Raw genomic sequence first — 22,576 nt, forward strand, 5'->3', positions numbered from 1 at the left:
CCCACCCGCGCGTCCGGTTGAATGCGCGCGCGGTCCACCCTGTCCCGGGGCTCCAATTCCATGCGCCGTCTGCTCGCCGTCGTCCCACTGTTCACCCTGGCCGGCTGTGCCTACGTGGATGTCGGCGCAGGCCCGACCCCGTCGAGCAGGTTCGGTGGCAGGTCCACCTCGCAGCCCGTGGTCATCCGGGTGGGCAAGGAGGAGCCCGAACCCCTCAAGACGCCGAAGACCGACGAGCCCGCTCCGTCGAAGGAGGCCTCCACCGCCGAGGCCTCCGACGCTCCCGGCGCGACGCAGTAACGGCTCGCGGGATTGTGAACGGACCGGCGCGGTTCCGGTTCGACAGGCCGTGGCGGTCGACGGGCGCATGGATGTGCGGACGCATCACCATGCCACGTGGAGCGCAGGGACTCCGGCATCGTGTGGCTCAGGTACCGCGTGCGCCGCTGAGCCCCGCCGGATGCACGCGCCCGAGGAAGTCCCGCGACAGCGCGACGACCTCCTCCAGGTTCGTCTCCAGCGCCCAGTGCCCGCCGTCCAGCAGGTGCAGCTCCGCGTGCGGCAGGTCGCGCAGGTACGCCCGCGCGGCGGGCTCCGGCATGTAGCCGTCCTGCGGGCCCCAGACGATCAACGTCGGCGGTTGATGCTCGCGCAGATAGGCCTGGTAGCGGGGGAACCAGCCCAGGTTCTCCTTCAGCCCCTCCATCAGACCGACGGCGATCTCCCGGCGCCTCGGCTCGCGCATCAGCGACCACGACAGCTTCCACAGGTCCGGGGGGAGCCGTGACACGAGGTGCGGGGCCACCTCGCCCACGAACTCGTGGCGGAAGCCCTCCTCGCTGACGGCCTCCTCCAGCGTCCGCCGCGCCGCCGCGCTGGGGTTCGCCCAATACGCCTTCAGCGGCTGGTACTTCGGCCCGAGCACGTCCTCGTAGATGTCCCCGTTCTGGAGGATCAACGCGACCACCCGCTCCGGTGCGCGGAGGGCCAGCCGCAGGCCAATCTGCGAGCCGTAGTCGTGCAGATAGAGCGCGTAGCGCGTCAGCCCGAGCGCCTGCGTGAAGCGCTCCAGGAAGCCGGCGTAGCCGTCGAACGAATAGTCGAAGCGCTCCGGCGTGCCGCTGTACCCGAAGCCCGGGTAGTCCGGTGCGATCAGCCGCCAGCGGTCCGCCAGCGCGGGCAGGTAGTTCCGGTACTGGAAGGACGAGCACGGATAGCCGTGCGGCAGCAGCACCACCGGCGCATCCACGGGGCCCGCTTCCCGGTAGAAGACGTCGACCCCGTCCAGGTCGAGCGTCCGGTGATGGATGGGCGGCAGGGGCATGGGCGTGCGCTCCTTCAAGAGGGCACCGCCATGCTTATCCAGGAGCACGCGCCGCGGCGGTCAGGAGGCCGCGCGCGTGTGCGGCCTCCGACAGAAGCTCAGGCGGACGGCGGGGCGCGCAGCAGCGTCGCGGACTCGTAGAGGCTCTGCTGCTGGAAGACGCCCGCGGCGGACGTGTCCTTCTCCAGCTTCTCCTGCACGCTCTTGGGCAGCTGCGCGTAGAGGTCCTGGCCCAGCAGTCCTTCCAGCTGGTCCACCGGCACGCGCGACTCCTGGAGCAGCGGAAGGATGCCGTCCTTCTTGGACGGGCCGTCCTTCACGTTCGGCACCATGTACGCGAACATCGACAGGTTGCCGTTGGGCAGCTCCAGCAGCACCGTCTTGAAGTTGTGCGTGGGGACCGCGATGCGCCGGTCGTCCTTCGAGCCCGTCGTCTGGAGGGACTCGGGCGGCAGCGGCTTGCCCTTGTCGTCCAGGTACAGGTTGCCCGTGACGATGTAGGCCTTGCCGCCGGTCTCCTTCACCAGCTCCGACACGCCGCGCTCCAGCGTGCGCCACACCTGCTGGTTGTGGTTGCCGTACTGGGGCGCGATGTTGCTCATGTAGTGGCTCTCGTCCATCGCCGCCTGCGTGGGCGAGTCCTCGGCCGCCTTCATGTGGCCCCGGTCGAAGCCGGTGTTGTTGTAGTCGGAGTCCACCACGCCGTCCTGCTTCAGCTCCGGGTCGCGCACGAAGGTGCTCTCCAGCCGGCTGACGTCCGCGGGCGTCTCCTTCACGTCCGCCGCGGACAGCAGGTAGCTCACGAACGTGGGCACGTTCTTGTCCGTGTCCATGAGCGTGCGCGAGTACTCCTTCACCATGTTCAGCCCGGGCGTCGCGCCGCCAGCGCCCACGGCCTGGAGCGGATCCACTTCCCCCGCGACCTCCGCCACGCGGCTCTGGAAGGTGGCCATCTGCTGGTCGGGCACCCACTGCGTGTCCGCCGCCGTGCCCGTGCCCTTGGCCTGGTTCGCCTTGGACGCGTTGATGTAGGCCGTCAGCTCGTCCGCGGAGAGCTGCCCGTCGCCATTGCCGCCCAGCAGGTCCGCGCGCTTCGCCACCGACTGCTGCCAGGGGCTCTCGAAGCTGTCCACCTTCGCGGACTGCGCGCCGCCCGCGAGCTTCGCGTCGAGCGCCGCGCGCTGCTGCTGGAGCGCCGTGGACGTGAGGAACTGCGCGTCCGCGGGCGCGGAGAGGTACGCCTCCAGCTCCGCCGCGGACACCTGGCCGTTCGTGGCCCGGCCTCCGTCGGCGCCCTCGTCCGCCGCGTGCAGCAGGCGCCCCTGCCAGCTCTCATCCGTCCAGCCGAACTTCTGCTGGAGGTCGGAGATGGCCACCTCCTTGGTGGCGGAGCGCTTCCAGCTTCCCCCCGTGGGCGCCACGACGTTGGCGGCGGGCGCGCTGGCGGGGAGGTCCGCCCCGGCGGGCACCGCGGTGTTCGCGGGCGCGGCGGCGGGAGCATTCGCGGGCGTGGGGCGCGGGGGGGTGGCTCGCGTCGGGATTCGCAGCGACATGCGGTGAACGTCCTCGGGGCCGGCGGGGGAGACGGTCAGGGAGGGCCCCTCCCCTCCATCGTCGGTGCGACGCGGCGCCCGGTTGCGTCACACCGCCCTTTTTCTCAGGGGTCAGGGCGTTTTTCGGTCCGGTCCGACCCGGCTGTCACTTAATGCCGGACTTGGAGGGGGCCCGGGCGTGCTGGACGGCGTGGACGATGCGGGCCTCGGCCTGGAGTTTTTCGACGACGGCGGCAGGCAGGCGAGCACGCTCGGCGGCGACGGCGAGGGTGATCAGGAAGGCTTCGCTGACGGGCCCCTGGGTGGAGGTGTTGCGCGGGGCGGGGGTGAAGGCGTGGGCGTCCACCACGGTGCCGGAGGCGGTGCGCACCTTCACGGGGAACTCCTCGGTGGCCAGGGCGAGCGCGGTCTCCAGGCGGGCCAGGACGGGCCAGGACTCGGCGGCGACGGGGCGCAGGCGCCCGGACAGCTGGTGTCCGGGGGCCTCCACGAGGCGTGCGACCCGGCCGCCCCAGTTGGGCACGTGCACGTCGTAGACGACGTCCACGTCCAGGGCCTCGGCGAGCTCGCCCTCGGGGAAGTCGGGGACGGGGGGCAGGCCGTGCAGGTGCCGGCTCGCCGCGGCCGGGGCCAGGTCGAGGGAGAACGCGAACCAGGGACGCGAAGCCGTGGGGCCGGGTGCCATGGGGACGGAGTGTCCCCGGCGCGCGGCGGTGGAACAAGGGCCGGGTCGTGCGGATCCGCGTGCGGGAGCCGGGGGGCTCCGGGCTTTCCGGAAGCAGGCGCGCTCCCGGAGGGCCCGGCACGTCAGAACCGCATGGCCTCCACGGCGGCCACCATCTTGCCGACGTCATAGGCGTAGAAGCCGGCCGAGTTCAGGTTGTTGAACTCACCGATATACAGGCCGCCCTCGTGCATGAAGACGTCCAGCGCGTAGGCGCGGTCCGGGCCCCACGTCTCCGCCATGCGCTGCGCGAAGGCATGGACCTCCGGCTCCACCTGGGACGAGGCCACCACGCGGTCGCCCAGCTTGTAGAGCGAGCCGGTGATGACCCGGCCGTCCACGACGACCATGCGGTACTCGCGCTGGATGTGCCTGGGCGCGCTGACGGCCACCGGCGTGTCGGCGGTGACCGTCGCGTACGTGTCGAGCTTCAGGACCTGCTCGCGCCAGGTCGTAAAGGCATCCCAGGTCGTGAGCATCCCGGAGAAGGCCTTGTCGTCCAGGCAGGGGCGGATGAAGAAGGGCCCCGGCTGCTCCGGCACGTCCGCGAACCGGTGCACGGTGGCGTCAGCGTTCAGCAGGTGCGGGCCCAGGTGCCGCCGCCAGACGCGGAAGTCGAACTGGTCGTTGATGAAGGCGCCGGGGGTCCAGCCCTGCTCGTGCGCGTAGCGCGTCAGGGAGAGCGAGCCCATCACGACGACGGGGCCCGTCAGTTCCAGCGTGGGCTCGATGCCGCCTCCGAACGGGATGACCTTGACCAGGGTGTGCGGGATGGAGCCATGCGCCAGGACATCCATCAACGTGTGGAAGCCCTGCTCGTTGAAGAGGTTGTTCTGGACGACCCAGTGCATGCGCGGCTCCGAGGACGATGGCCGCCGCGCGGACGTGGGAGCGCGGGTGGGGCTGACAGACGGGTTACGTCACCACGGCGGCGAGGATGCGCTCGAAGAGCCAGGGGGCGCGGCCCAAGAGGCGCACCACGGGCCTGCGCAGGCGCGGGCGGCGCGCGAGCATCAGCAGGCCCTGCGTGGTCCAGGCGTACTTGCGGAACACCTGCTGGAAGGTGCGCTCGTAGGGCAGCAATGTGTCGCGGCCAGCGCCCTTCGCCAGAGCGTCCGGGAGCAGTGCGCCCAGGGACTCCGCGCAGGCGAAGGCGAGCGTGAGTCCTTCACCCGTCACCGCGTCCACGTAGCCCGCGGCGTCGCCCACGAGGGCGAAGCGATCCGCGATGCGCGTGCGGACCACGCGTGCCAGGGGACCGGCGCCTCGCGGCTGGGAGTCCGGCTCCGCGCCGGTGAGCTGTTCCGCCAGCCGCGGGAAGCGCTCCAGGAGCGCGTCGAAGCCCACGCGGCCCTGCACGGTGCCGTCCTCCCACAGGAACGCGATGCCCACGCGCTCCGCTCCAGCGGGCGTCACGTAGGCTTCGACGCCAGAGGCGAAGTGCACCTCCACGTAGGGCGTCCAGGGCACGCGCCGGAAGTGGCGCCGCAGCCCGTAGCGTCTGGGGACTTCCCGCTCCACATCCAGGCCCTCGGCCTTGCGCAGCGGTGAGTTCAAGCCGTCCGCCGCGACGAGGAACCGCGCGGACACCGGCCCCGTGGGCGTCTCCAGCGTCACGCCGTCCGAGGTGCGCGCGTGCGACACGACGTGCGCGTTCTCGCGCAGGTCCACGCCCACTTCGCGCGCGCGGGAAGCCAGCGCATGGGACAGGGCCAGCCTGCGGACACCGAGCCCGCCGGGTGCGGGCAGCTTCCCTTCCGCCGTGCTGCCATCCTCCTGCACGTAGCGGATGCCCACGAAGGGAGAACTGTCGCGCATGTCCAGGTGCGCGAGCGCGCCCAGCCGCTCCAGCGCCGCGAGGCCGGAGGGCATCAGCCCCTCACCGCACGCCTTGTCCACGGGCGTGGACGCACGCTCCAGCACCACCGTGTCCAACCCGCGCCGGGCCGCCGTGATGGCCACCGCGAGCCCGGCAGGGCCTCCGCCGACGACGACCACGTCGTGCCGCTTCACGTGCTCGGGCCTCGTCGGGTCACCGGAGGCAGGCAGTCAGCGCAGAGCCCGCGCGACAACAGCGCACGCTCTGCCCCGTTCTGTGCCTCCCGCCTTGAGGGGGTCATGCGGAGCACTGCCACGCTCACGAGTCGTGCTCCGCGCGCACCATCGCCAGCGCGCTCTTCGCCATCTCCACCGCGAGCCCCACCGCGCCCACCTTCTTCGGCGCGGTCAGCTCTCCGGCCAGGTAGCGCCGCAACGCCTCGCTCCTTCGCAGCTTGCCGCTGGACGTGCGCGGCAGCGTCCCCGGCTCCAACAGGCGCACCGTGTGCGGCTGCACGCCCGTCGCCTCCACCACCGCCGCGCGGATGTCCGCCTCCACCGACGCCACGTCCGCGCCCCGCTCCGCTCGCTCCGCGAGGATCAACAGCGCTTCGTCCTGTCCGCCCTCGGGCGTGAAGCCCAGCGCCACCGCGCAGCCCGTGCGCACTCCCTCCACCTTGCCCAGCGGCTCCTCGAAGGCCTGCGGCGCGTGGTTCGCGCCCCGGATGATGACCAGGTCCTTCGCGCGGCCTGTCAGGTACAGCTCCCCGTCCGCGCTGAAGCCCAGGTCTCCCGTGTCCAGCCAGCCGTCGCCCACCAGGGCTCGCGCCGTCGCCTCCGCGTCCTCGAAGTAGCCGCGCATCACCGACGGACCCTTCGCGAACACGCGCCCCACCCGGCGCTCCGGCAGCACCGCGCCGTCCTCGCCGCGCACCTGCACCTCGAAGCCCGCGACCGGCGCGCCCACGCTCACCAGCATCCGCGTCCCGTCGCGTGCCTGCCCCTCGCGCGCCAGCACGTCCGGATCCAGGCCCAGCTCGCGCGGGCCCCGGCCCGCCGGTGGGAACGTCACCGCCAGCGACGCCTCCGACAGGCCGTACACCGGCCGCAGCGCCCGCGCGGAGAAGCCCCACCGCTCGAAGCGCTCCGCGAAGCGGCGCAGCGTGTCCGCGGACACCGGCTCCGCGCCGTTGAGCGCGTGCAGCCACCCGGACAGGTCCACGCCCTGGAGGTCCGCGTCCTTTACCCGCTTCAGGCACAGCCCGTACGCGAAGTTCGGCGCGGGCGACACGAAGCCCCGGTGCCGTGACAGCGCGCGCAGCCACAGCGCCGGCTTCACCAGGAACGTCTCCGGCGGAATCAGCACCAGGCTGCCCGGGTAGTACAGCGCCGCGAGCACACAGCCGATGAGCCCCATGTCGTGGTACAGCGGCAGCCAACTCACGCCCACCGGCGTCACGCCCGCGGCCACCGGCATCGCCGCCTCCAGCGCCGCCACCTGCGCCACCAGCGCCCCGTGCGTCAGCGCCACCGGCTTCGGCTCCACCGTGGAACCGGAGGAGAACTGGATGAGCCCCAGCGCGTCGGGCCCCACCTCCACCTCCAGGTCCTCGTCGCCGTGCATCACCGCGTCCACCGTGTGACAGCCCAGCTTCGGGCGCGCCTGCGCCATGCTCGGGCCCAGCAGCAGCCGCACGCGCGTGTCCGTCAGCACCGCCACCGCGCCCGTCAGCTGGAGCATGCGCGCCGTGGAGCGGTGGTACTCGTCCAGCCGTCCCAGCCGCACCGGCGGATACAGCGGCACCGGCACCGCGCCCGCCAGCAGCGCGCCGAAGTACGCATCCATGAACCCGGGCGACGTGGGCAGCAGCAGCGCCACCCGGTCCCCCGGACGCACGCCCAGCCGCGCCAGCCCCGCCGCCGCGCGCTTCGCCCGGCGGTAGACCTGGGCCCACGGCAGGGACGTCTCGTGCTCGGCGGCGTCCACGAACACCAGCCCCAGCGACGTGCGCGACGTCGCCTTCAGCATCGCGTTCACCGTGGCGTGCTTCAGCGCCGGCAGGGGCGGCCCCTTCACGGGTGCGCCCCCACGTCCGGCTTCGCCGCCGCGACCCGCGCCGCCACCAGCCGCGCCAGGTCCTCCACCGTGTGCACGCCCTGCGCGTCCTCCTCCGACAGCAGCACGCGGAAGCGGTTCTCCAGCCCCACCGCCAGCACCGTCAGCCCCAGGCTGTCCAGGTGCAGGTCGCGCAAGAGGTCGTGCGCGGGCTCCACCGCGCCCTCGAACTCCAGCTCCTCGCGGGCGATGCGGCGGATCTCCGCCACCGCCTCCATCACGATGTCAGCCACGGCGAACCTCCGGAATGAAGCGGGGACGGTCGGCGAAGGCCTCGGAGTACATCGCCCCGAGCGCCGCCTCCTCCGCGCGGATGCGCACGTAGAGCAGCGCCGCGTTGCCCACCGTGAACACCACCGCCGTCACCCACGCTCCGTGGATGAGCGGCACGCACAACAGCTCCAGCACCACCGCCACGTAGTTCGGATGCCGCAGGAACCGGTACGGCCCGCCCGTCACGGGCGCCAGCCCCGGCACCACGATGATGCGCGAGTTCCACCGGTCACCCAGCGTCCCGATGGCCCAGTACCGCAGGCCCTGCGCCACCACCGCGCCCGCGAGCGCCGCCCAGCTCCACGCGCCCCAGAAGGGCCGCTGGAAGCCGAACACCTCCACGACGCAGGCGACGAGGAACAGCGTGTGGAACACCACCATGAACCGGTAGTGCCCCTGCCCCGTCTCCACCCCGCCGCGCGCGAAGGCCCGCGCCGCGTTGCGCTTGGACAGCACCAGCTCCAGCAGCCGCTCCGCGACGAGCAGCCCCATGAAGCCCGCGAACAACCCCTGGGTGCCGGTCACCATCGCACCAGCACCATCTCCGCGCAGAAGCCCGGTCCCATGGCCATCACCACGCCCCAGTCGCCCGGCTTCGCGTCCGCCTCCTCCAGCGTCTCGCCCAGCACGAAGAGCACCGACGCGCTGGACAGGTTGCCCACCTGCTTGAGCGACTTCCACGAGCGCTCCAGCGCCCCGGGCTCCAGCTCCAGCGCGGACTCGAAGCCCTCCAGCACCTTGGGGCCGCCGGTGTGCGCCACCCAGTGCCGCACGTCCTTGCGCGTGAGCCCGTGCTCCGCGAGGAAGCCGTCCACGTTGCCCCGGATGTGCTCCTTCACCAGCTGCGGCACCTTCGCGGACAGCACGACCTTGAAGCCCGTGTCCACGACGTCCCAGCCCATCACCCGCTCGGTGTCCGGGTAGAACACCGACCGCGAGCCCACCACGCGCGGTCCCTTGGCCTGCGCCTCCGCGCCCCGCAGCACCACGCACGCCGCGCCGTCACCGAAGAGGCCGGAGGCGATGATGTTGGGGATGGACAGATCCTCTCGCTGCAAGGTGAGCGAGCACAGCTCCGTGGCGATGAGCAGCGCCGTCTGCTTCGGGAACGCGCGCAGGTAGTCCGACGCGCGCGCGAGCCCCGCCGCGCCCGCCACGCAGCCCAGGCCGAAGATGGGCGTGCGCTTCACGTCGTCGCGGAAGCCCATCCGGTTGACCAGCCGCGCGTCCACGCTGGGCGTGGCGATGCCCGTCACCGTGACGAAGAAGACGTGGTCCACGTCCTTCGGCGTGAGGCCCGCGCGCGACAGCGCGTCCCGCGCCACGCCCTCCGACAGCTCCGTGGCCACGCGGATCCACGCGTCGTTGCGCTGCTGGAACGTCGCGAGCGCCGGGTACTCCTCCAGTGGCAGCGCCAGGTGCCTCCCGCCCACCTGCACGTTGCGGTGCAGGTCCTCCAGCCGCTCGATGTTGAAGTGTTTCGTCGCCCACAGGTCGCGCAGCGCCGCGATGAGCTGCTCCTGGCTGGCGTAGTGCGGGGGGAGCGCGCGTCCCACCGCGCTCAACGAAGGGGATGGCGCGGGGTCGTGACGGGTCGTGCTGGGCATGAAGTCCTGGAGGGTCCCACCCGGGAAGTCGAGTCCCCAGGCTTAATCGGCGGCAGGGCCGGATGCGATGGTCTATCGCCGGACCTGCACGCCCCTGAACCCCACCGGTCCCCCACACTGTTGCACACGCGACGCCCCGCCCCTGCTACTGGCAGCGCTTCGTGCAGTCCTTTCCCGGTGCCTTTGCCCTGGCACGTCTGGGCCCAGGGACAGGCCGAGGTCACGCATCCTTGCTCCAACCTTTCAGATGGGCCCTGGCGTTCGCGCTTGCGTGGAGAGCCGCCGCGCGGGCGGAGTCCGCACCCGGGGCGGGCAGGTGGCCGGTCTTGCCGGCCCCTACCTCCTGAGGGAGTCCGTGCGACGCGCCTTTCCCGTGGACGCTCAGGGGCATGCGGACTGCATGAGCCCCGCGCGGGCCAACAGTTCGCGCACCCGCCGCGCCAGCGCGACGTGCTCGGGGTTGGCCACCGTGAAGCGCTCGGGGGTCAGGATGATCAACGTGCCCCGGTCCTCCACGGGCTCGATGCGGACGGGGGCGGGCAGTGGCGGCACCGTGCCCCGCTGGCTGGGGAGGTACGTCACCCAGCCGAGCCACGGGTCGGCCTTGCCCTGTCTGCCATCCATGCTCCGATACGTCTCGGACATGGCCACCGCCCAGTCCGGTTCCCAGGCCAGCGCCATGCTGCGCACCACTTGCGTCAGCACGGATGCCGTAAGGATTCGCTCCGCGCTCTCGCCCTTCGAGGGGAGGGAGAGGACACAGACGTTGGCGGAGCTGTTTTGCTCGTAGCTCCCACAGTGCATGCTCACGGACACGAAGTCCTGGCGAGCGCCATCGTTGTATGCGCTCACCGTCAGGCCGAGGTGCTCGATGGGAGGCCCGCCCGGCTCGCGGTTGACGCCACGCCGGAACGCTTCCGTCAGGGTGGGCAGGTCGGGGGGCATGAGGGGCGTTTTTCGCCCCTTGCCGCGCGGCTTGGGAATCTTGTTCCAGTTCGCCAGCAGGGGGTCGCACGCGGCCAGCATGTTGAGGAAGGCCGCCGCTCGCCGGGCACACGCCTCGGGGGGCTCCCGCCGCGGGCCCCAGTAGGCACCGGCGTAGTAGGTCTCGGGATACGTCCGGGAATCGGCGTCGGTCGTCATGAGGCGCTTTTCTCAGGGGCTCAACGGGCGCATGGGAGTGGAGATGACGGTGATCTCGGTGATGTCATTGCCCTCCAGCAACTTCCGAATGGAGTCTGCCGCATGCGCTTCCGCGACGTGCCACTCAACACGAATGCCCAGCCCACGGGCGATGTCGCGCTGCTTCCTGCCCTGGGTCACAAGTTCTTGGGCCTTACCCGAATTCTTGAACCAATCCCTGGGGGCAAGATCGTCCTCGAAGAACGCAGCGTAGCCGGGTCCTTTTGCCTCCAGTAGCACGTCATCCCTGAACCCATCGAACTTGATGCCACCGGCCTTCGTGCTCGTGGCGCCAACCCAATACGCCTCATCCGCCGAGTGCCCCGTGATCTGCTCCTGGTAACGCCGGGCGCGCTCGGGCATGGATTCATTGGCGGGCGCCCACTGTCCAGGCCCCTTCGAGGGGGCGGCTCCTGAACCCGAGGCGCTTGCCCGCTGGAGGATGATGGCCGCCCCGGGTCCACCGCTCAACACCGCCGCCGCGCGCCCTGCTGGCACCGCGACGCGCTCCAGCGCCAGCGCGCCCTCCGCCGACAGCGAGAGCACCGGCACCGTGGCTTCCGCGCCCAGCGCCATCCCCTTCAGCGTCCGCGTCGTGGCCGAGGCCGCCCCTCCGGTGAGGAGCATTCCCGTCGTCAGACGCGACACCTCGCGGATCTGCTCGCCACGGGTCATGGACTGGAAGCGCTCCCAGTACATGGGCGAGGACGCGATGAGTGCCGCCACGCCCGCTGGCAGTTGGCGCAGTCCCGCGAGGCTGTCCACGGGACGCGTGAGCACCTGTCCCAGCGCGTGGTACAGCTCCACGAAGGCGTCCTCGGCTCCATCCAGGGTGCGGCTGAGGACGTCCGCGTCGTCGTACACCTCCGCCAGCGGGCGCCAATCCGAGGCCTGGAGCCGCGCGTCCACGGCGCGAAAGACACCTCCCTTGCCGCTGTAGAAGCGCCCCAACTCGAAGCCATGCGCGCGGAAGGCGCCGTCCTCCCACCCGATGGGTGCCACCTTCTGCTGCGTGCGCCCGGTGAGGGCCCACGCGAGGTAGCCATCCGGCCGGAGGACCGCCACCCGCTCCCGGTCGAAGCGCTCCACCCGCCGAAGCAACTCCTCCCGTGTGACTTCACCGCCCTCCATCACCTCGCGCAGGATGAAGCCCGCGGCCATGCGAGGCGGGAAGGTGCTCAACGTGACGGGCTTGCCCAGGAGCACTCCCAACAGTCGTGCCGCTTGAGTGGGCGTCAGCGCGTTTCCCAAGGGGCGCTCATCCCGCGCCTCCAGGCCCGCGCTCGCCAACAACCGCCCCCAGGCGTCCATTTGTGCGTCGTCGGTGCTGGTGCTGCTCGCCATGGCCACCGCACGGACGGGGCTCGCCCCCGTCACCTCTTCGCGCACGGCCTTGCGGCGGTACAACGGTGGTGCGTCAGCATGCCGCGTGACGCTCGGCTCCGGGGCGGAGGCACGCGGCGCCTCGTCGTTCGACACTCGCTTCCCGGGGGCGTCCGTGGCCGTGCGGGACGTGTAGCTCAGCGTCCTTCCGGGTCCGGAAGGCACCGAAGCGCAGCCAGTGAAGAAGACAGCCATGCACCCCATCTGCACGACAGCGCGCAGGGTCCCCCCAAGCCCACCGGCGCGAAGGAGCCACCGCCCAAGCACCGTCCACCCACGGTTGCCCATTGCTCGCGCCTCCTGCTTGCATTCCGGTGCGGCGTGCAGAACCAAGCTATAACCGCCGGGTCCGACAACCCGGCCGAACCGGGCGGCGCAGGCCCGGGGGCCTGTCCCGAGGCGAGTTCCGGCCCATCAACTCCTTCCTCTGTTTTGCCAGCAACGACAGACAGCACCTCTGACCAGGGTCGCCCTTCAGGGCGGGCCGGTAGCATCGGGCCGTTCGAGCAGGGGGGATGCGATGAAGATGGTCTGTGTTGGCGGGGGTCCGGCGGGGCTCTATTTCTCAATCCTGGCGAAGCTGTCCAACCCGAAGCACGACGTCACTGTCGTTGAACGCAACCCCGCGGGCGTGACGTATGGCTGGGGCGTCGTGTTCTGGGACGACCTGCTGGACGACCTCTACCGGAACGACCCGGTGAGCGCGCGGCAGATCGCGGACTCGGCGGCGCGCTGGGACACGCAGGAGGTGCACCTGCGGGGCGAGTACGCGACGCACATTGGCGGCTACGGGTTCGCGCTGGGCCGCGACCGGCTGCTGGACATCCTCATCCGGCGGGCGAGGGCGCTGGGCGTCGACGTGCGCTTCCAGTACGAGGTCACGGACCTGTCCGAGCTCGCGGACGCGGACCTCATCGTCGCCTGTGATGGCGTCAACAGCCGGCTGCGCCAGCGCCACGTCCACCACTACCAGACGCACGTGGAGGAGGGACGCAACAAGTACATCTGGCTGGGCACCAACAAGGTGTTCGACGCCTTCACCTTCGCCTTCGAGGAGACGCCCGCCGGCTGGCTCTGGTTCCACGGCTACCGCTTCAACGGCGAGACCAGCACCTGCATCGTCGAGTGCCAGGAGCAGACCTGGAAGGCGCTGGGCTTCGACACGCTGGGGCCGGACGAGACGCTCCGGAAGCTGGAGGGCATCTTCCAGAGCCGGCTCCAGGGCAAGTCGCTGTTCAACCAGCTGAAGGGCATGGGCAAGGCGCCCTGGCTCAACTTCAAGCGCATCACCAACGAGCGCTGGTACCGCGACAACGTGGTGCTCATGGGCGACGCCGCGCACACCACCCACTTCTCCATCGGCTCCGGGACGAAGCTGGCCATCCAGGACGCCATCGGGCTGGCGCGGCAGCTGCGGGCGCACAAGGACCTGCCCACCGCGCTGGAGGCCTATGACGAGGAGCGGCGCGCCGCCCTGCTGGCCATCCAGCTGGCCGCGCGCAGCAGCTCCCAGTGGTTCGAGAACGTCCCCAGCTACGTGAATCAGGACGCGACGGCCTTCGCCTACGCCCTGCTGAACCGCCGGGGCAGCTCCGTGTGGAGCTACCTGCTGCTCATGGCCAGCCAGAAGCCGGCGCTGCGGAACGTGCTGCGCCAGCTCCACGCCTCCAAGCGGTGGGTCCGCGCGCAGCGCCGGGGACGCGGCGCCGTGGCCCTGAGCGCCCCGCCCGCCAGCCCCTGACCCTGGAGAAACATTCCAGACATAATCGCGTTTTCCTTGACTTATCGGCAAGCCCCGGAGACGCTGGGCACTCCCGCATCGAGAGGAGCCGTGAGCATGCGCCCCCGTCCCACGCCGTTGATGCAAGGAATCGCCACCCTCGCCGTGATGGCGGCCTCCGGAATGGCGCTCGCCAGCGTCCAGTCCGCCGCGCCGTCCGCCGCGGTGGCTTCGGAGAGCCTGCGGGTGGTGACAGCGAACCTGGCCTTCCGGGGTCCGGACGCGGTCCGCCAGGACTGGCAAATCATCGGGCCGGAGGCGGACATCGTGTTCGTGCAGGAGGCGAAGAACGTCCGTCTGCGCGACATCCTGGGGGACGGCTGGGCGGTGCGGCAGGACACGTCGTCGGACGACCGGCAGGGCAGCGCCGTGGTCATCCGCAAGTCGGCGGTGAAGAGCATCGACGACCTGGTGCTGGTGAAGGGCACGGATGCCAGTGATTGCGGCACGCAGGGCGACGGCATCATGACCCGGTGGATTGCCCGGGTGGACGTGCAGCTGAACAACGGCCGGTGGATCCGCGCCGCGTCGCTGCACATGCCCCCGGCGCGCTGCCAGAACGGCCCCGGCAGCCCCTACGCGGTCATGGCGGACAACGTCGTGGCGTTCGCGAAGCGCAGCGACCGGATGCTCGTGCTGGGCGCGGACTGGAACAAGGTGGTGGACGACGACCCGAACGAGATTGGCGCGCGCACGGGCCTGAAGCCGCGCGGTCCGGACTCCGGGCTGCGCATCGACGGGTTCTACATCGCGCCCGACATGAGCAACGCCAACCTGCACCCCCTGCCCCAGACGGGCAGCGACCACCGGCCGGTGCAGATGACCGTCGGGGTCCCCGCCCCATAGCGCCACGATGCCTATATCCTCCAGCAGTCTCACCTGACTCCTGGAGGCATCCATGTGGCGTTCCCTGGCGGTTGCGGCGTTGTGTGTTGTCGGTCTCACGGCTTGCGGCGGTAGCACCGACGCGGACGTGGACCTGGGCTCGCAGGAACAGGGCCTCGCGTGTGAAGTCGGGACCGGCTACTGCCGGGGCACCACCAACACCTGTGCCTGGCTGCCCAACAGCCCCGGCGAGGGCCTCTGCCGTCCCGCGTGCGTCAACGGCACGTGTTCCAACGGCCAGACCTGCTGCACCCAGCCCAACGGCGCGCCGTACTGCAACAGCTTCTGCTACTGATTTCCCAACCCCACTGGAGGCGGAGTCCCCACGACTCCGCCTCCGGCGGACACCGCGTGACTACTCCAGCACGCCGATGGTCTCCGAGCGGTCCACGGCCTCGCCCCTGGTGGTGTAGCCGGAGTACCAGCCGGTCAGGTTGCTGCCGGACTGGTCATACTGCATGTGGACGTGGGGCCCCGTGGCGTTGCCCGTACCGCCCTCGTTGCCGACCTGGCAGCGGTTGCAGGTGCGGTCGTACGAGTCCGACGTCTTGATGAAGTGCCACAGGCGGAACGTCTTGCCATTGGCGAACGCGTGCTTCGCCTCGTTCTGCGTGCCGCTGCCCGTGCCGTTGCAGTAGACGCCCGAGGTGCGGATGGTGACGTTCCAGGACATGGACGCCATCACGCCCGTCTCCACGCCCCAGTAGTTGCAACGGCCGCTGGAGATGTCCACCGCACCGTGGAAGGTGCCGCTGGAGTAGTACGTCGTCGCCGTCACCGTGCCCGGGAAGGGAGACTTCACCGTGTACGAGTACGCGGCCGCGACGGAGGGAACCGCGAGGGCCAGGATGGCCGCGAGGGCCGTCTTCTTCATGAGACGCATCGGGGGTGTTCCTTTCGGGCCGGCGGGTCCGGCCCCATGAGAGTGCTGCTCAACGGACCTGTTGCAGCCGCTGCTTCTCTCTCAGGAGCAGGCCCCACTCCTGAACGCCTGATTCGAGGACGCGGATCCACGCGTCGATTTCCGGTGCCATGCCGGGGTCCACGCTCCGCAGCTTGCGCAGCTCCGGCACGGCGTCCGCGAAGCCCAGCTCCGCGATGCCCTGCACCAGCGCCTTGCGCACCCCCGCGTCCCGCTCTCCCCGGTACATGCCCACCAGGGCCTCACGCGCCGGCCCCATCTGCGCCGCCGGCACGCCGCCCAGCGCGAGCGCCGCCGAGCGCCGCACGTCCGCGCTCTCGTGGCCCAGCATCCCGAGCAGCTTCTGCCCTGCCTCCGGCCCCAGCTTGCGCGTGTCCAGGGACTCCAGGAGCGTCGCGGTCACCTTCGGATCCGTGGAGGCCTTCGCCGCGTTGACGGCCGCGTCCGTGGCCGGGCCGTGGTGGCCGGAGTAGACGTACTGGTTGTCTTCAATGAGGTTCCGCGCCGCCTCCATGCGGACCTCCGGCGAGCCGTCGCGCACGAGCCGCTCGTACATGTCCCCCGTCTTCTCCATCGCGCCGGTGCGGCGCATGGCGCGCACGGTGGCGGCACGGACGGACGGGTCTCGGTCCTCCAGCGCGCGGCGGGCCACGGCCTGGATGGCGTCCTTCTCCGCCTCGCGCTCGCTGCGCGCCACCAGCGCCGCGGCCAGCTGCTCCACCATCGCGGGGTCCGTCTCCCGGTCGAACGCCGCGTGCAGCTCCCCGGAGGGTAGCGAGACGGCGGCCTCGCGCAGCACGGTGTTCAGGTAGTCGCGGTAGGCCTTGGAGCTGGAGCCCAGGCCCTGGCGGAGCTGATCCATCAGCCCCTGCACCGAACAGCTCTCCCCGCTCAGGGCCGGCCTGGCGGCGGGGGACGTGGACCACGCGGGGGAGGACGCGAGCATCAGCGCCAGGCCCCCGAGCGCGCGAAGACCGTGGAGGAAGCGAGGCATGCGGAGGGCTCCTAGTCGTGGCGGTCCATGCAGCCGAAGGGGTTCTGGTCCGGCAGCTCGTTCCAGATGCGGATGAAGTCGACGTTGCCCTGGGCGTAGAGCGTCTCGAAGGTGCCGTAGAGCGCCTGGAAGCGCGGGTCCACGGTCGCCATGTTCGCCATGACGGGCAGCGCGTCCCGGCCCGCGACGCGCGCGGAGAAGCGGAACAGCGCCCAGCGCACGCACACGGACTGCTCGCGGTTGAAGGAGTCCGCGAACAGCTTCAGCGTCTGCTCCTTGTCGGAGGACATGGCCAGCACCTGCGCCGCCGCGTCGCGGCCGTCCTCGTTGCCCTCGCTCTGCAGGATGCGCGCGAAGCGGTCCGCGGTCTTCGCGTCCAGCACGGGCGAGTTGTGCAGCGGCGCCGTCTGGGCCAGGTGGCGGATCTGCTCGTCCGGCGAGTCGGTGGCGATGGTGATGAGCCGGTCGAGGTAGGGCGACGCGTCGCCCAGGTTCTCCGACTCCCGCGCCATCACGCGGCCCAGGGTGCGGGTGGCGGCCCAGCCGGCCTCCGCGGACGCGGGGTCGCGCGCGAACTCCGCCATCCGGTCCATCGCGTCCGGCGTCAGGCGCTTCTGCGAGTCGAGCGCGGAGAGCATGCCCGCGCGCCGCTCCAGGGGCAGCCCCTTGTCCAGCCCCGCCTCCAGGAGCCGCGCGGCGACCTGCGGCCGCTGCACCGCGGCCGACTCGCGCAGCCCCGACAGCAGCACCTTGAACTCCGCGCCCTGCGCGTCCCGGGCCCAGTCCACCACCTGCCCCGCCCGCCCCGCGTCGTCGCCAATCAGCTCCGCGAGCTTCGACTTCAGGTAGTCGCGGACGAGCGCGTCCTTCGACGCGAGCAGCGGCGCGGCCCAGTCCCGGAACGTCTCCAGCGTCACGCCGTCGTTGAAGCGCGCCAAGTCCGGGAAGCACGTCTGGTCGGAGAAGCGGCGCTCCGCGGCCTCCGCCTCCTCCACGCCGGAGGACGCCATCCCCCCGCCCCCGCCACCGCCCTGAAGGCCTGCCGCCCGTGCGGCTTTGACGGAAGCCGTCACCGCCGACGGAGACGGGACTTCGTCACCGCCGCGCCACAACAACCCCACGGCGGCCACCACGGCCACCAGGCCTGCTCCCGCCAGCACCCGGGTGGCACCGCGCCCGCGTGAAGGACCAGGAGCGGAAGTCTGGGTCGGGACGGGAGGAACCATGGGAATCCAAATAACCACGGATTCCTTGTTTCAATCAAGCAAAACAGATTGATTGGATTTTTACCGGATTCGGTGGGTTTTCACTCGGGAGAACCCCTTCATTGACCATGCGCGTCATCGGAACAGTTCCAGCGTTATGGAAATCCATGACGGTGTGACGCGCTTCGTTGGAGGCCCCGGCCGCGACCGCGTCAATGACTCTCCGTACGCGCGGAGCACGCCTGTCACACATTGTTGAACCCTCCGCTCGTCTGCCTTCCTGCCTCCCAAGGTCAAAACAGACACGCCTCCTGGGGAATGCGGTGAACTGTCCGCGCTCCAGTGTCCGTGTATGATTTCGGTCCGTGGTGGCAGGGCCGGGGGGCTGTACCCAGCGCACGGATGCACCGGGCAAACCCGCTCGGACCGCTCCATGGCTGTGAATGCGTCGCGGGAAAAGTGGCCGGACAATGATGAAAAACGAAGCAGGTGCCGTGCGGCGGAGTCCTTCCGCGGTGGGCGTGACGGGTGTGTCCTCGGACCTGACGGACCGGACCCAGGCCGCGGACGTGGAGTCGCTCTTTGGCGCGTCGAGGGAACAGGGGTCCTCGTCCACCTGGGACGGGCCGGCGCGTCCCGTCACCGGCTCGGGCACGGGTGACACCAGCAACGACACCGGGCCGTCCATCCAGGGCCACGCGCTGCGCCCGGGCATGCGCCTGCAGCACTACGAGCTCATCCGCGAGCTGGGCTCCGGCGGCATGGGCACGGTGTTCCTCGCGCGCGACGTGCGGCTGGGACGCCGGGTGGCCATCAAGTTCCTGCACAGCGAGGACGCCGACATCACCCGGCGCTTCATCCTGGAGGCGCGCGCCACCGCGCGGTGCAGCCACGAGAACATCGTCATCATCTACGAGGTCGGCGAGTTCCCCGGCGGCCCCTTCATGGTGCTGGAGTACCTCCAGGGCAAGCCGCTGACGAAGGTGCTGGGCAACCAGCGCCTGCCGCCCGCGCGCGCGGTGGAGCTGATGGTGCCGGTGGTGAAGGCGCTGGAGTGCGCCCACGAGCAGGGCATCGTCCACCGCGACCTCAAGCCGGAGAACATCGTCGTGACGGACTCGGGCGCCATCAAGGTGCTCGACTTCGGCATCGCCAAGGTGCTCCAGGGCGACGAGCCGCCGGAGACGCCCGCGGGCGGGCCCCAGGCCCAGCCGCGCCTGCACTCGGTGGAGGGCATGGGCGAGGACGTGTCCAACCTCACCCGCAAGGGCGCCATCATGGGCACCATGGCCTTCATGTCCCCGGAGCAGTGGGGCATCGGGGTGGCCGTGGACAACCGCACGGACATCTGGGCCGTGGGGTTGATGCTGTTCCGCATGCTCGCGGGCAAGCACCCGTTGGATCCACTGCGCGGCCCGCAGCTGATGGTGACGGGCATGCTGGATGAACCGATGCCGCTGCTCAGGAGCATGGCGCCGGACGTGCCGCAGGAGCTGGCGGCCGTCGTGGACCGCTGCCTGCTCAAGCGCAAGGAGGAGCGCTTCCCGGACGCGGCCTCGCTGCTGCGCGCGCTGGAGCCCTTCCTGCCCGGCCGCATGAGCCGCGAGCTGCGCGTGGACGAGAGCCCCTACGCGGGCCTCAGCTCCTTCCAGGAGGCGGACGCGGACCGCTTCTTCGGCCGCACCCGTGAAATCGCCGCGCTGGTGAACCGCATCAACGACCGGCCGCTGCTGGCCGTGGTGGGCCCGTCCGGCACGGGCAAGTCGTCGTTCGTGCGCGCGGGCCTGGTGCCCGTGCTCAAGCGCTCCGGCACGCCCTGGGAGGCGCTCGTCATCCGCCCCGGGCGCAATCCCCTGTCGGCGCTGGCCAGCATCGTCGCGCCGCTGATGAGCTCGTCCACCACCATCGAGGACGACCTCCAGGAGCAGCAGCGGCTGGTGGAGCGGCTGCGCGCGGAGCCCGGCTACGTGGGCAACGTGCTGCGCAGCCGCGCGCGGCGGGAGCGCCGGCGCATCCTCCTCTTCATCGACCAGTTCGAGGAGCTGTACACGCTGGTGCCGGACGCCCAGGAGCGGCTGGCCTTCACCGCGTGCCTGTCCGGCATCGCGGATGACGCGACCACGCCCATCCGCGTCATCCTCTCCATCCGCTCGGACTTCCTGGACCGGGTGCCGGAGGACGAGCGCTTCATGGCGGAGCTCAGCCAGGGGCTCTACTTCCTCACCGCGCCCGCCCGCGAGGGCCTGAAGGACGCGCTGGTGCAGCCGGCGGAGCGCGCGGGCTACCAGTTCGAGAGCCCCGCGATGGTGGCCAGCATGCTGGAGCACCTGGATGCCAGCCAGGGCGCGCTGCCGCTGTTGCAGTTCGCCGCCACCCAGCTGTGGGAGGCGCGCGACACCACGAACCGGCTGCTCACGGAGAGCGCCTACCAGGCCATGGGCGGCATCGCGGGCGCGCTGGCGAGCCACGCGGACAGCGTGCTGGAGAGCCTGTCCACGCAGGAGCGCACGCTGGTGCGCGCCCTCTTCCTGCGGCTCGTCACCCCGGAGCGCACGCGCGCCATCGTGTCCCTGGACGAGCTGCGCGAGCTGACGAAGGACACGGGCGAGATGCAGCGCCTCATCGACCACCTGGTGCAGGCGCGCCTCCTGGTGGTGCAGACCGGCGGCGGCGCCACGGGCGCGACGGTGGAGATCGTCCACGAGTCGCTCCTGCACAGCTGGCCCACGCTGCGGCGCTGGCTGGACGAGGGCCAGGAGGACTCCGCGTTCCTGGAGCAGCTGCGCAACGCGGCCCGGCAGTGGCAGGGCAAGCACTTCGACGCGCACCTCTTGTGGCGCGGCGAGCTGGTGGAGGAGGCCCAGCGCTTCCAGCGGCGCTACCGGGGAGAGCTGCCCCAGCTGCAGCAGGACTTCCTCGCGGCGGTGTTCGCGCAGGCGAAGAAGGGGCGGCGGCTGAAGCAGGTGCTGCTCATCGGCAGCGCCACGTTCCTGGGGCTCCTGGTGGTGGCGGCGGTGGTGGCGCTCGTCGTCATCCGCAACGCGCAGCAGGAGGCCGAGCGTCAGGCCCAGGCGGCGCAGGCGGCCGAAATCATCGCGCGCGCCGCGGAGTCCAACGCCCGCGGCGCGGAAGCCGAGGCCAAGCAGCGGCTGGCCGAAGTGCAGGCCAAGGAGCTGGAGCGCCAGAAGGCGCAGCAGGCGGCGGAGGCGGCCAACGCGCAGGTGGCGCTGGCGAACCAGGAGCTGCTCAGCAAGAACGACGAGCTGGTGTCCGCGCTCCAGCGCGCCCAGGAGGCGCAGCTGCGCGCCCGCTTCGCCAAGAAGCGCGCCGAGGAGAGCGCCGACTCCGCGCGCGACGCCCGCGAGGAAGCCCTCCGCGCGGCGGAAGAACTCTCCACGTTGCTCAAGCGGGAGAAGGAGCGCGTCTCCCGTCTGCAATCCCAGTTGGGCAGTCCGGTCATCGAGGTCCTGAAGTGAGAAGCAACGTGAACAGGATGATGCGCAGGTCCGCGGTCGTGTTGTCGGCGCTGCTGGCGCTGGAGACGGTGCCCGCGTGGGCGCAGGAGCCGGCGCCACGCACAGGCACCCCGAAGGCGTCCCGGGGCACGCGCAAGGCGGGCGTGGCGAAGACGCCGGGCACCGCGAAGAAGGCCACCGCGCCGAAGAAGTCCACGGCGTCGAAGGCCCCAGGCACGACGAAGCTGTCCGGCACCGGAGCAAAGCGCCGGCGCAAGCCGTCCGCCGCCGAGGCCGCGCAGGCGCCCGCCGTGGCGCCCTCGGACGCGCCCCTCTCCGAGTCCCTTCCCCAGCCCCCGCCTCCCTCGCCGAAGTCCTCCGAGGAGTCCCGGCAGGAGCAGGCCAGCACCACGCTGGAGGGCTCGCAGCCGGGCTCGGCCGGCCCGGAGGACCGGCCCTGGGCGAAGGACGTCTCCAGGGCGGACCAGGACGCGTCGCTCGCGCTGTTCGGCGAGGGCAACGCGCTCCTGAAGGAGTCCATCTTCGTGCAGGCCGTGGAGAAGTACCGCCAGGCGCTAGCGCGCTGGGACCACCCGGCCATCCACTACAACCTCGCGCTGGCGATGATGAACCTGGACCAGCCCGTGGAGGTGCACGAGCACCTGGTGGCGGCGCTGCGCTACGGGCCGGCGCCGCTGGAGAAGGAGAAGTACGAGTACGCGCGCAACTACAAGACGCTGGTGGAGAAGCAGCTGGCGCGCGTGGACATCACCTGCGCCACGCCCGGCGCCACGGTGACGATGGACGGCCAGACGCTGTTCGTGGCCCCCGGCCGCTACGAGGGGCTGGTGCGCCCCGGCGCGCACAGCATCGTCGCGACGATGGCGGGCTACGTGCCCAGCGACCAGAGCCGCACGCTCCTGCCCGGTGAGACGACGGCGCTGGACCTGAAGCTCTTCACCTCCGACGACCTCATCCGCTACAAGCGCCGCTGGTCCGCCGCCATGCCCTGGCTGGTGATGGGCGCGGGCGTGGCCGTGGCGGGCGGCAGCGCCTTCCTCCACCTCCAGTCCCGCGACCACTTCCGCGCCTTCGAGTCGGGCATCGCCGAGTGCGGGGGCTGCGTGCCGCCCACCGCCGTCGCGGATGAGCGCTCGCAGGGCAACCTGATGCAGACCGGCGCCATCGCCGGGTACGCCGTGGGCGGTGCGGTGCTCGTCACCGGCGCGGTGCTCGCCGTCCTCAACCAACCCAAGCCGTACCGCATCGAACCGGGCCAGGAGGCGGCGACCGTGCAGGTCACGCCGCTCCTCGGCGCGGGTTCGGGCGGTGCCGTGGCCACGTTCCGTTTCTAG

The 22,576-nt window shown here is 71.1% G+C and carries 20 protein-coding genes; 6 read left to right on the forward strand and 14 right to left on the reverse strand.

Annotated features, from left to right (window positions below):
- Positions 1-60: 60 nt before the first annotated feature.
- Positions 61-300, forward strand: coding sequence for a hypothetical protein (locus NR792_RS22810; protein ID WP_375754789.1), 240 nt, complete (start codon positions 61-63; stop codon positions 298-300).
- A gap of 127 nt (positions 301-427) precedes the next feature.
- On the opposite strand, the gene NR792_RS22815 is transcribed toward NR792_RS22810, so the two are convergent.
- From NR792_RS22815 to NR792_RS22865, 11 genes are all read right to left on the reverse strand, one after another.
- Complete coding sequence (locus NR792_RS22815; RefSeq protein WP_375754790.1) at positions 428-1,324, reverse strand: alpha/beta fold hydrolase; 897 nt, start codon at positions 1,322-1,324, stop codon at positions 428-430.
- Positions 1,325-1,422: 98 nt separating this feature from the next.
- Positions 1,423-2,877, reverse strand: coding sequence for a DNA/RNA non-specific endonuclease (locus NR792_RS22820; RefSeq protein WP_375754791.1), 1,455 nt, complete (start codon positions 2,875-2,877; stop codon positions 1,423-1,425).
- A gap of 145 nt (positions 2,878-3,022) precedes the next feature.
- The gene (locus tag NR792_RS22825) at positions 3,023-3,562 is read right to left on the reverse strand and encodes a gamma-glutamylcyclotransferase (RefSeq protein WP_375754792.1); all 540 of its coding nucleotides are present in this window, start codon (positions 3,560-3,562) and stop codon (positions 3,023-3,025) included.
- Positions 3,563-3,684: 122 nt separating this feature from the next.
- The gene (locus NR792_RS22830; protein WP_375754793.1) at positions 3,685-4,452 is read right to left on the reverse strand and encodes an ATP-grasp domain-containing protein; all 768 of its coding nucleotides are present in this window, start codon (positions 4,450-4,452) and stop codon (positions 3,685-3,687) included.
- A gap of 64 nt (positions 4,453-4,516) precedes the next feature.
- Positions 4,517-5,614 carry an NAD(P)/FAD-dependent oxidoreductase gene (locus NR792_RS22835; protein WP_375754794.1) on the reverse strand — a complete coding sequence of 366 codons (1,098 nt, stop codon included), beginning with the start codon at positions 5,612-5,614 and terminating at the stop codon, positions 4,517-4,519.
- A gap of 124 nt (positions 5,615-5,738) precedes the next feature.
- Positions 5,739-7,448, reverse strand: coding sequence for a fatty acyl-AMP ligase (locus NR792_RS22840; RefSeq protein WP_375761675.1), 1,710 nt, complete (start codon positions 7,446-7,448; stop codon positions 5,739-5,741).
- Between the two features lie 44 nt (positions 7,449-7,492).
- Positions 7,493-7,753: an acyl carrier protein gene (locus tag NR792_RS22845; RefSeq protein ID WP_375761676.1), complete on the reverse strand. Its 261-nt coding sequence runs from the start codon at positions 7,751-7,753 to the stop codon at positions 7,493-7,495.
- A gap of 7 nt (positions 7,754-7,760) precedes the next feature.
- The gene (locus NR792_RS22850) at positions 7,761-8,336 is read right to left on the reverse strand and encodes an isoprenylcysteine carboxyl methyltransferase family protein (RefSeq protein ID WP_375754795.1); all 576 of its coding nucleotides are present in this window, start codon (positions 8,334-8,336) and stop codon (positions 7,761-7,763) included.
- The gene (locus tag NR792_RS22855) at positions 8,330-9,415 is read right to left on the reverse strand and encodes a type III polyketide synthase (RefSeq protein WP_375754796.1); all 1,086 of its coding nucleotides are present in this window, start codon (positions 9,413-9,415) and stop codon (positions 8,330-8,332) included. Before NR792_RS22855 ends, NR792_RS22850 begins: the two co-directional genes overlap by 7 nt.
- Before the next feature lie 381 nt (positions 9,416-9,796).
- Positions 9,797-10,558 carry an immunity 52 family protein gene (locus tag NR792_RS22860; RefSeq protein ID WP_375754797.1) on the reverse strand — a complete coding sequence of 254 codons (762 nt, stop codon included), beginning with the start codon at positions 10,556-10,558 and terminating at the stop codon, positions 9,797-9,799.
- Positions 10,559-10,570: 12 nt separating this feature from the next.
- Positions 10,571-12,076 (reverse strand): Tox-REase-5 domain-containing protein, encoded by a 1,506-nt coding sequence (locus NR792_RS22865; protein ID WP_375754798.1) that lies wholly within the window; start codon positions 12,074-12,076, stop codon positions 10,571-10,573.
- A 424-nt stretch (positions 12,077-12,500) separates the two neighbouring features.
- On the opposite strand from NR792_RS22865, the gene NR792_RS22870 reads away from it, so the two are divergent.
- The 3 genes from NR792_RS22870 to NR792_RS22880 all read left to right on the forward strand — a co-directional run bounded on the left by NR792_RS22870 (position 12,501) and on the right by NR792_RS22880 (position 14,940).
- A complete protein-coding gene (locus NR792_RS22870) occupies positions 12,501-13,721 on the forward strand; it encodes an FAD-dependent monooxygenase (RefSeq protein WP_375754799.1) in 1,221 nt (406 codons plus the stop codon).
- 96 nt (positions 13,722-13,817) lie between these two features.
- Positions 13,818-14,606, forward strand: coding sequence for an endonuclease/exonuclease/phosphatase family protein (locus NR792_RS22875; protein WP_375754800.1), 789 nt, complete (start codon positions 13,818-13,820; stop codon positions 14,604-14,606).
- A gap of 52 nt (positions 14,607-14,658) precedes the next feature.
- Positions 14,659-14,940 (forward strand): hypothetical protein, encoded by a 282-nt coding sequence (locus tag NR792_RS22880; protein ID WP_375754801.1) that lies wholly within the window; start codon positions 14,659-14,661, stop codon positions 14,938-14,940.
- Between the two features lie 60 nt (positions 14,941-15,000).
- Here NR792_RS22880 and NR792_RS22885 read toward each other — a convergent pair whose 3' ends face one another.
- The 3 genes from NR792_RS22885 to NR792_RS22895 are packed head-to-tail and all read right to left on the reverse strand — an operon-like array spanning position 15,001 to position 17,571.
- Positions 15,001-15,528, reverse strand: a complete 528-nt coding sequence (locus NR792_RS22885) for a hypothetical protein (RefSeq protein ID WP_375754802.1) — start codon at positions 15,526-15,528, stop codon at positions 15,001-15,003.
- Between the two features lie 49 nt (positions 15,529-15,577).
- On the reverse strand, positions 15,578-16,561 hold the full coding sequence (locus NR792_RS22890) for a HEAT repeat domain-containing protein (protein WP_375754803.1): 984 nt from the start codon (positions 16,559-16,561) through the stop codon (positions 15,578-15,580).
- Between the two features lie 11 nt (positions 16,562-16,572).
- Positions 16,573-17,571 carry a hypothetical protein gene (locus NR792_RS22895; RefSeq protein ID WP_375754804.1) on the reverse strand — a complete coding sequence of 333 codons (999 nt, stop codon included), beginning with the start codon at positions 17,569-17,571 and terminating at the stop codon, positions 16,573-16,575.
- Positions 17,572-18,479: 908 nt separating this feature from the next.
- Here NR792_RS22895 and NR792_RS22900 point away from each other — a divergent pair.
- Positions 18,480-21,242: a protein kinase gene (locus NR792_RS22900; protein WP_375761677.1), complete on the forward strand. Its 2,763-nt coding sequence runs from the start codon at positions 18,480-18,482 to the stop codon at positions 21,240-21,242.
- A 17-nt stretch (positions 21,243-21,259) separates the two neighbouring features.
- Positions 21,260-22,576: a hypothetical protein gene (locus NR792_RS22905; RefSeq protein WP_375754805.1), complete on the forward strand. Its 1,317-nt coding sequence runs from the start codon at positions 21,260-21,262 to the stop codon at positions 22,574-22,576.

It is taken from the genome of Corallococcus exercitus (genome assembly GCF_042231735.1).
Classification (GTDB): domain Bacteria; phylum Myxococcota; class Myxococcia; order Myxococcales; family Myxococcaceae; genus Corallococcus; species Corallococcus exercitus_B.